Origin of the sequence: Kitasatospora sp. NPDC057512 (assembly GCF_042802135.1) — a bacterium.
Lineage (GTDB): Bacteria > Actinomycetota > Actinomycetes > Streptomycetales > Streptomycetaceae > Kitasatospora.
In genome coordinates this window covers 1-9,246 of record NZ_JBHVET010000306.1, presented here as the reverse complement: position 1 = coordinate 9,246, position 9,246 = coordinate 1, and the positions used below count along the sequence as shown (strand labels likewise).

The following is a 9,246-nucleotide window of genomic DNA, read 5'->3' as shown; positions in this document are numbered from 1 at the left end:
GCCGGCGGGCGTCCGGCAGCAGCCGGGCGGGCGCCAGCCAGACGCCGGGGGCGGCGTTGCCGAAGCCGAGCCAGCTCAGCCGGGAGCGCAGCTGGTGGCGGTGGGCGCGGGCGGACTCGGGCACCGAGAATACCGCCACCACCCAGCCGTCGGCGAGCGCGGCGGGCTCCAGGCTGTGGAAGATCCGCCGGTCGCCCTCCTCGAAGACCGGCTCCACCGCCGGGGCGAGCCGGTAGCCGGTTCCGCCGCGGCGCTCCTGGAGCAGGGTGCCGGCCTTCTTCAGCCGGGACGTCGCCGAGCGGACGGCCGGGCCGTCGACGTCCAGCTCGGCCAGCAGGGCGATCAGGTCGGCGATGGATATCCAGCCGCCGAGGCGGCGGACGAACTCGCCATAGACGGTGTTGATCAGGGAGCTCGGCCGGAGTGCGTTCTCGGACATGCGCGGGCCCTCCTCCCCGGCGACTGGTGGCGATCATAACGAGGGTGCGGGACATGGGAAGGGTCTTGCCGATCTTTGCCGGATGCGCCGATCCGGCGGGAAGCGCGCGGAACACCTGCTACGCGGGACGCCTACCGCGGACTGCGCATACCGCCCGCTACGCGGGACGCCTACCGCGTACCGCGCACACCGCCCGCTACGCGTAGGCGCCGGAGAGCAGGGTCCCGGCGCCGGGGGCGAAGGCGGGCAGGCCGAGGGCCCGCAGCAGCTGGTGGGTGGTGCAGACGGCGGCCGAGACCACCGGCTTGCCGAGCTGCTGCTCGGCCTCCTCGACGGCGGACAGCGAGGGCAGTTGCACGCAGGCCGAGAGCACCACGGCGTCCGCCCCGGCGTGGGCGAGACCGCGGGCGATCGCGGGCAGCAGGGCCGGGTCGTGGGCGGCCACGTCGAGGTTGTCGGCGATCTCCAGGGCGGCGTGGTCGAGCACCTCGATGCCCTCCGCGGCGAGGTACTCGACCACCGTCCGGGCCAGCGGCCGCAGGTACGGGGTGACCATCGCGACCTTGGCGGCCCCGAGCTCGTGCAGCCCGGCGACCAGGGCGCCGGCGCTGGTGACCACGGGCGCGGGGGCGCCGTTCTGGATGGTGCGCAGGTGCAGCCGCCGCTCGGCCTCGCGGTGGTAGCCGTGGCCGGTGGCCATCACCGCGACCAGGCAGGCGTAGCCGAGCACGTCCACCCGGGCGTCCGAGAGCTCGGCGGCGCAGCGGTCGGACTCGGCGTCCATGGCGCGCAGTTGCTCGGGGGTGACCCTGGTCATCCGCATCCGGCTGGAGTGGAAGGTGAACCGCTCGGGGGCGACCGCCTCGCGGGCCCGCAGCAGGGCGGGGACCTCGGTCTCCATGGTGACGTTGGAACTCGGGACGATCTGGCCGATCCGGTAGGTGGTCATCGGACGGGCGGTCCTTTCCGCTCGGGGACTGGTCAGCGGGCGTCGACCACGGGGTTGGCGAGCGTGCCGATCCGCTCGATGGTGGCCTCGACGAGGTCGCCGGGCTGGAGGAACCGCGGGGGGACCATCCCGGCGCCGACGCCCGAGGGGGAGCCGGTGGCGATCACGTCGCCCGGTTCCAGGGTGACGCCGGAGGAGATGTCGACGATCAGCCGGGCGACGCCGAACAGCATGTGGCGGGTGTTGGAGTCCTGCCGCAGCTCGCCGTTGACCTTCAGCGAGAGGTCGAGCCGCTGCGGGTCGGGGATCTCGTCGGCGGTCACCACGACCGGGCCGAAGGGGGCGTAGCCGTCCTGGCCCTTGGAGAAGAACCACTGGCCGGAGCGGCGCTGGTCGCGGGCGCTGATGTCGTTGACGATGCTGTAGCCGAACACGTGCCGCAGCGCGTCCGCCTCGGCCACCCGGAAGGCCGGCGCGCCGATCACCACGGCGAGTTCGCACTCCCAGTCGAGCTGCTTGGTGAGGTCGGCGTTGTGCGGGATGGGCCCGCCCGGGCCGGTGACGGCGGTCGAGGGCTTTCCGAACAGCACCGGGCGGTCGGGGAGTTCGCGGTCGGTGTCCAGGGTGCGGTGCGACTCGGCCACGTGCTCCACGTAGTTGAGGCCGACGCCGACGATCTTGCCGGGGCGCAGCGGCGCGCACAGCGAGACCTCGGCGAGCGGCCTGGTGGCCGGGGAGCCGGCGAGCAGTTCGCGGGCGACGGCCAGGGCCGGTGCCCCGGCGCGGATCAACCCGAGGAGGTCGGGCGGGAGTCGGACACCGGCGGCGGTGGCCAGGGCGGTCAGGTCGGCGACCCGGTCGCCGGCGAGCCGGGCGCCGAGGCGCGGGGCGCCGGCTCCGGCGGTGTCGTCGGCGCCATCGGCTTCGGCGGTACGGAAGGTCAACAGGTGCATGGCGGTGGGCTCCTGGTCAGGCGGCGATGGTGGGCTGCTGCCCGTCCGGGTGGGCCTCTTCGCGGTGGAGGCCGAGCGAGTGCATCACCGGGAAGTCGTTGAAGGAGAACAGGCAGGCGTCCTCGCCCTGGTCGAGGTTCGCGTGCTCGTGCCAGGCCCAGGACGGGACGACGAAGACGTCCCCCCGCTGCCACTCGAAGCGGCGGCCGGCGATCACCGAGACGCCCCGCCCCTTGGCCGCGGTGTACACCACCGAGCCGGTGTGCCGGTGGGCGCGGGTGGCCTGGCCCGGTCGCAGCAGCTGTAGGTGGGCGGACATGGTCGGCATCACCGGGCCGCCGGTGACCGGGTTGGTGTACTCCATGACCACGCCGTCGAAGGGCGATCCCTCGGTGGCGCGGGCGAGTCGGCGGAGCGCGTGGTAGCTCGGCTCCCAGGGCCAGCCGATCAGCGGCGAGTAGGGGCGGGTCCACTTCTCGACGCCGTACGGCAGCAGGTTGCCGCCGTAGCTGAGCAGCGAGGAGTTGGTGACCGGCCCGGGCCGCTGGTACAGCTCCGGGTGGACCTCGTAGAAGTTGGCGTCGAGGGTGTTGACCAGCGGGATGTCCAGGCCGTCCTGCCAGATCACCGGGGCGTCGTCGGCCTCGTTGCCGTGCTCGTGCCAGGTGTTGTTCGGGGTGATCGCGAAGTCGCGCGGGCCGACCTTGAGCTTCTGGCCGTCCACGATGGTCCAGGCGCCGGTGCCCTCGTGGACGAAGCGCAGCGCGGAGGCCTGGTGGCGGTGCGCGGTCATCGCCTCGCCGGGGCCCATGATCTGCAGCCCGGTGTACAACAGGCCGACGGCGGCGCTCAGTTCGCGGCGGCCGGGGTTCACCAGCATCACCACCCGGCGCCCGGCGTCGTCGGCCTTCACCAGGGGCAGCGCCTTGCGCACCAGTGGGCGGAGGTCGGCGTAGCGCCAGAGCACGGGGACGGACCTCGGCTGCGGGTACCAGGGCTCGATCTCGTTCGCGACCGTCCACAGGGCGCCGGCCTGGTACTTGGCCAACTCCTCGTAGTAGGCGAGCAGTTCGGGGCTGTCGGTGACCCTGGCCCGGCCGATCCGGTCGTCGTCGTGACCGTCGTGACCGTCGTGGCCTCCGTGACCGCCGTGGCTTCCGTGGTCGTCGTGACCGTCGCGGCCGGGGGTGCGTTCGGGGCTGGTCATGCCTCCTCCTCGGGGAACACCAGCGGCCGCAGCGGGCGGTTGTCCACGTGCAGCCGGAAGACGTCGAAGCGGTTGTAGTGGCCGACGATGTCGTGCATCTGCCGGGGCTGGACGCAGCGGCCGAGGTCGATCTCGGCGTAGACGATGCCCTCCTCGTCCACCAGCGGTTCGGTGACGGCGCGGCCGTCCGGGCCGAAGATCCCGGACAGTGCGCTGTGCGGGCGGGCGAGCTGCTTGCGGAGCCGCGGGTCGTCGCCGGCGATCAGGTCCACGATCTCGGGGGAGACGGTGGAGCAGGAGACGACCGAGAACACCTTGCCCTCGAAGCAGTGCGCGGCGGTGCGCAGGGCGATGGAGTCCGCCATGTCGTAGTCCTCGGGGCCCACCGGCAGCGCGATGTAGCAGGCGGCGTGGACCAGTTCGCCCTGGGCCAGCAGGGTGAAGCGGGCCAGCGGGTTGGTGTTCTCGCCGCAGGCCAGCGCGCCGAGCGGGCCGACGGCGGTGGGGTGCACCGTGAGGGTGCTGCCGTCGCCCTGCCCCCAGGTCAGCTTCTCGGCCCAGGTCGGCACCAGTTTGCGGTGCACGCCCAGCAGTTCGCCGTCCGCGCCGATGATCAGCAGGGTGTTGTACAGCGGTCCGAGGCCGGGCCGGCCGCGTTCGTTGACCCCGATCACCAGCACCACGCCGGCCTGCCGGGCCGCGGCCCGCAGGGTGTCGACGTACGGTCCGGGGACGTCCACGGCGGCCCGGTACAGCCGGTCGTACCAGGGCGAGCCCTGCACCGGGTTCATCGTCCAGTTCCAGTACGGGTAGCCGGGCACGAAGACCTCGGGGAAGACCATCAGTTCGGCGCCGTGCCCGGCCGCCTCGTGGATCAGCGCGACGGCCTTGTCGACGGTGGCGGCCGGGTCCAGGTACACCGGGGCGGCCTGGACGGCGGCGGCGGTGAAGCGGGGCAGGTCGGGCATGGTTCCTCGTCCCTCCTCGGGGGCTGCGGTAGGGAACGCGACGGCTGCTCGAAGGGCTCGGGGGCCGGTCACGGGAGGTCCGGCGACCAGCGGCGGTGGACGGGCGGGGGCGGCTCGCGCAGCAGGTGCAGGCGCGGGGCGACCCGGTCGGCGTTCGGGCCCGGCGGCTTTCGGCTGCCGGCCCGCCAGGGTTCGGGCCAGCGGGCGCCCGGCCCGGTGTGGTTCTGCTCGGCGGCGGCGTGCAGCGTCCAGAGCGGGTCGTACAGGTGGGCGCGGCCGACCGCGACCAGGTCGGCCCGGCCGGCCAGCAGGACGGAGTCGGCGTCGTCGAACCCGGAGATGGCGCCGACCGCGATGGTCGGCAGGCCGGTGGCAGCGCGGACCAGTTCGGCGAAGGGCGTCTGGTAGCCGCGCCCGTACGGCGGCCGCTGGTGCGCCACCACCTCGCCGGTGGAGACGTCCAGCGCGTCCGCCCCGGCCCCGGCGAGCGCGCGCCCGATCGCCGCGGCCTCCTCCTCGGTGGTGCCGCCGGGCGCCCAGTCGCTCGCCGAGATCCGCACCAGCAGCGGCCGCCCGGCCGGCCAGACGGCGCGCACCGCCGTCAGCACCTCCAGCGGTAGCCGCAGCCGGTGGGCGAGCGGGCCGCCGTAGCGGTCGGTGCGGCGGTTGGTGAGCGGGGAGAGGAAGGAGGAGAGCAGGTGGCCGTGGCCGAACTGGAGCTCCAGCACGTCGAAGCCGGCCCGGGCGGCCCGCTCGGCGGCGGCCGCGAAATCCGCGGTGACGGCGGTCAGTTGGATGTCGTTCGCCTCGTGCGGCACCGGACTGCCGGTGTCCCAGGGGAGGGCCGAGGGGGCGATCAGCGGCCAGCCCTCGGCGAGCGGGCGCCCGATGCCGTCCGGTCCGGGGGCGGCGGTCGCGCCCCGGCGGCCGGCGTGGGTCAGCTGGATGCCGAGCGGGGTGTCGCTCACCGCCCGTACGGCGTCGACGAGTCGGCGCCAGGCGGCCTCCTGGTGGTCGGCCCACAGGCCCGGGCAGCGGTCGGTGGCCCGGCCCTCGGGGCTGACCGCGGTCATCCCGGCGATCACCAGCCCCGCGCCGCCGAGCGCGTGCCCGGTCAGCTGGGCCCGGTCGAAGCCGCTGGGCAGCGCGTCGGGGGAGGTGAAGGTGGCGAGCGGGGGCACCACGACGCGGTTGCGCAGTTCCAGCGCGCCCAGTTTCAGCGGCCGGAACATCGGCGGCACCCCGGGCGAGCCGCCGAAGGCGGTGTCCACGGCGTCCACGAAGGCCGGGTCGCGGGCCCGCAGGTTGCCGTAGGTGACCCGCCGGCTGCGGGTGAGCAGGTTGAAGGCGAACCGGTCGATCCCCTGGCCGGTGCGCCGCCCGATGGTCTCGAACCATTCCAGGCTGGCCTGCGCGGCGCGCTGGGTGGATTCCACCACCGGGCGCCGCTCGGCCTCGTACCCGGCCAACGCCTCCTCCAGGGTGGGCTGTTCGCTCAGTGCGGCGGCCAGGGCGAGGGCGTCCTCCAGGGCGAGCTTGGTGCCCGAGCCGATCGAGAAGTGCGCGGAGTGCGCGGCGTCGCCGAGCAGGACCACGTTGCGGTGGCGCCAGCTCGCGTTCCGCACCGTGGTGAAGCGGATCCAGCGGGAGGCGTTGGGGATCAGCCGGTGGCCGTCCAGGTGCCCGGCGAGCAGGTCCGCGCAGCGCCGCACGCTCGCCAGGTCGCTCTCGCCGCGCGCCAACTCCCGTGCGGCGAGGGCCTCGAAGCCGGCGCGGTGCCAGGAGTCCGCGGCCGCCTCGACGATGAAGGTCGAGCGGGTGGCGCTGTACGGGTAGGCGTGCACCTGGAGGACGCCGAAGTCGTACCGCTCGACGATGAAGGTGAAGGCCTCGAAGACCTTGTCGGTGGCGAGCCACATGTAGCGGCAGTGGCGTTCGTCCAGGTCGGGGCGGAAGCTCTCCGGGTGGGCGGCCCGGGTGCCGGAGCGGATGCCGTCGGCGGCCACCACCAGGTCGTACTCGGCGGCCAGCCGGTCGACCGGCGGGGCCGGGGTGCGGTAGCGCAGGTCCACCGCCAGCTCGGCGCAGCGCTGTCGGAGGATGGCGCGCAGCCGGTTGCGGTCCAGGGCGGCGAAGCCGTGGCCGCCGCTGGTGCGGACCTCGCCCGCGTAGCGGATGTCGATGTCGCTCCAGCGGGCGAACTCGGCGCTGATCGCGGCGAAGACGCGCGGGTCGGCCCGGGCGATGCCGTCCAGGGTCTCGTCGGAGAAGACCACGCCGAAGCCGAACTCGTCGTCCCGGCCGTCCCGTTCGAAGACGGTGATGTCCCGCTCGGGTGCCAGCTGCTTGGCCAGGGCGGCGAAGTAGAGCCCGCCGGGGCCGGCGCCGATCACCGCGATCCGGCGGACCGTCCGCGGAGCCGCGTCCGGTCGTCCCGTGCGGTCCGTGCGGTCCGGTGCCGTGGTCATGCGAGCACCTCGGGCCGCTGCGGCCCCGCCTCGGCCAGCGTGCGGCGGACCTGTGCGGGCCACGGCCGGGAGCCCCCGTCGTGCGGCGCGGCGTGCACCACCGACATCCGCCCGCTCGCGGCCAGCCCGTGCGGGCCGTGCACCTCGAAGGCGTAGTGCAGGGAGGAGCCGCCGACCCGGACCACCCGCAGTTCGGTGCGGACCAGGTCGCCGAACCAGAGCCGCTCGCGGTAGTCGGCCTCGAAGTGCACCCGGGGTATCCGCCCGAACAGCTCGGCGAGCCCGAGCCGGCGCAGCAGGGCGGCCTCCGCCGCCTCGGCCCAGCGCTGCACGGCGGAGAAGTGGTAGTGCCCGGCGGCGTCGGTGTCGGACCACTCCACCCGGCGCTCGACGGTGACGCTGGCGGGGGTCGGCGCGGCCCGTCGGCGCAGCTCGGCGCGGTGCAGCTTGCCGGTCGCGGTGCGCGGCAGCTCGGGCACGAACTCGACCGCCCGCGGGTACTTGTAGGGCGCGATGGCGCGCTTGACGTGCTCCTGGAGCGCGCGGGCCGTCTCCGGCCCGGCCGGTACGCCCGCGCGCAGCACCACGTACGCCTTGACCACCGCGCCGCGCCGCTCGTCCGGCGCGCCGACCACCGCGCAGTCGGCCACGTCGGGGTGGGCGGAGAGTGCCTGTTCCACCTCGGGCCCGGCGATGTTGTAGCCGGAGGAGACGATCATGTCGTCGTTGCGCGCCCGGAACCAGAAGTAGCCGTCGCGGTCCCGGACGTAGGTGTCGCCGGTGAGGTTCCAGCCGCCGCGGACGTAGTCCAGCTGGCGCTCGTCGTCCAGGTAGCGGCAGCCGGTCGGGCCCTTGACGGCGAGCATCCCGGGCTCGCCGTCCGGCACCGGGTGGCCCTGCCCGTCCAGGACCGCGGCCCGGAAGCCGGGGACGGGCCGGCCGGTGGAGCCGGGGCGGATGTCCTGGCCGGCGGCCGAGACGAACACGTGCAGCAGCTCGGTGGCGCCGATGCCGTCGATCAGCCGCTGTCCGGTGGCCGTGTGGAAGGCCTGCCAGACGGCGGCGGGCAGCGGCTCGCCGGCGGAGACGCAGTGCCGCACCCCGGCCAGCCGGTCGGCCAGCCCGGCCGCCAGGATCGCCCGGTAGGCGGTCGGCGCGGTGAACAGCACGCTCACCCGGTGCCGCCGGACCTGTTCGGCGAGCTGCTCGGGGGTGGCCTGCTCCAGCAGCAGGCCGGCGGCGCCCGCCCGCAACGGGAAGACCAGCAGGCCGCCGAGGCCGAAGGTGAAGCCGAGCGGCGGGGTGCCGGTGAAGAGGTCCTCGGGGGTGGGGCGGAGCAGGTGGCGGGAGAAGGTGTCGGCGATGGCGAGCACGTCGCGGTGGAAGTGCAGGGTGGCCTTGGGGCGGCCGGTGGTGCCGGAGGTGAAGGCGATCAGCGCGACGTCGTCGGCGGCGGTCGGGACGGCGGGGAAGTCGGCGGGCTTGGCGGCGCAGCGGGCGGTGAGGTCCTCGGGGCCGGGGCCGCCGTAGGGGAGGATCCGCAGCCCGGGGGTCCGGGCCCGGTGCAGCTCGTCCAGGAAGCGGTGGTCGCACAGGGCGATGCCGGGCCGGGCGATGCCGGTCAGCTCGGTCAGCTCGGCGGCGCGCAGCAGCGGCATGGTGGTGACGGCCACCCCGCCGGCCTTCAGCACGCCGAGCCAACAGGCCGCCAGCCAGGGGGTGTTGGGGCCGCGCAGCAGGACCCGGTTGCCGGGGACGAGGCCGAGGTCCTCGGTCAGCAGGCGGGCGATCCGGTCGGTGTGGCCGCGCAGTTCGCCGTAGGACCAGCTCCCGGCGGGGGTGAGCAGGCAGCGGCGGTCCGGGCCGAGGCGTTCGATGGTGTCGTCGAGCAGGGCGGCGGCGCAGTTCAGTCGGTCGGGATAGGCCAACTCCGGGAGTTCGAAAAGGAGTTCGGGCCATTGCTCGAAGGGCGGGAGGTGGTCTCGGCAGAACGTGTCCACGTGCGCCGAGGGTGAGAGCTCCATGGGCGGGCACCTCGTTGTGCGAGCGGGGAGTGAGGCCAGTATGGCGCCTTGGTGACGCCAGTCAAGAGAGCGATACACGCATTCGGGCGACGGCCCTGGTGGCGCTCCCCGGTGTCGTACGGCTCCCCGGTGCTCCCTGGCTCCTGGTCCCCGTCGGCGCCCGGTTCCCCGCTCGGGCTCACCGCTCGGGCTCACCGCTCGGGCTCACCGACGAGGCGGACGGCGACCGGCGGGCACC

6 protein-coding genes and 1 pseudogene are annotated in these 9,246 nt (G+C 74.5%); all 7 read right to left on the bottom strand.

The window, feature by feature from the left end; genetic code table 11:
* Positions 1 to 439: pseudogene (locus tag ACFU6K_RS20605) on the bottom strand (PaaX family transcriptional regulator); the annotation flags it as partial.
* Positions 440 to 635: 196 nt separating this feature from the next.
* Positions 636 to 1,388: an Asp/Glu racemase gene (locus tag ACFU6K_RS20600; RefSeq protein WP_380665000.1), complete on the bottom strand. Its 753-nt coding sequence runs from the start codon at positions 1,386 to 1,388 to the stop codon at positions 636 to 638.
* Positions 1,389 to 1,420: 32 nt separating this feature from the next.
* Positions 1,421 to 2,341: a fumarylacetoacetate hydrolase family protein gene (locus ACFU6K_RS20595; RefSeq protein ID WP_380664998.1), complete on the bottom strand. Its 921-nt coding sequence runs from the start codon at positions 2,339 to 2,341 to the stop codon at positions 1,421 to 1,423.
* Positions 2,342 to 2,357: 16 nt separating this feature from the next.
* Positions 2,358 to 3,548: a cupin domain-containing protein gene (locus ACFU6K_RS20590; RefSeq protein WP_380664996.1), complete on the bottom strand. Its 1,191-nt coding sequence runs from the start codon at positions 3,546 to 3,548 to the stop codon at positions 2,358 to 2,360.
* Positions 3,545 to 4,516: a carbon-nitrogen hydrolase family protein gene (locus ACFU6K_RS20585; protein WP_380664994.1), complete on the bottom strand. Its 972-nt coding sequence runs from the start codon at positions 4,514 to 4,516 to the stop codon at positions 3,545 to 3,547. Before ACFU6K_RS20585 ends, ACFU6K_RS20590 begins: the two co-directional genes overlap by 4 nt.
* Before the next feature lie 68 nt (positions 4,517 to 4,584).
* A complete protein-coding gene (locus tag ACFU6K_RS20580) occupies positions 4,585 to 6,984 on the bottom strand; it encodes an FAD-dependent monooxygenase (protein ID WP_380664992.1) in 2,400 nt (799 codons plus the stop codon).
* Positions 6,981 to 9,008 (bottom strand): AMP-binding protein, encoded by a 2,028-nt coding sequence (locus tag ACFU6K_RS20575; protein ID WP_380664990.1) that lies wholly within the window; start codon positions 9,006 to 9,008, stop codon positions 6,981 to 6,983. Before ACFU6K_RS20575 ends, ACFU6K_RS20580 begins: the two co-directional genes overlap by 4 nt.
* Positions 9,009 to 9,246 lie beyond the last annotated feature (238 nt).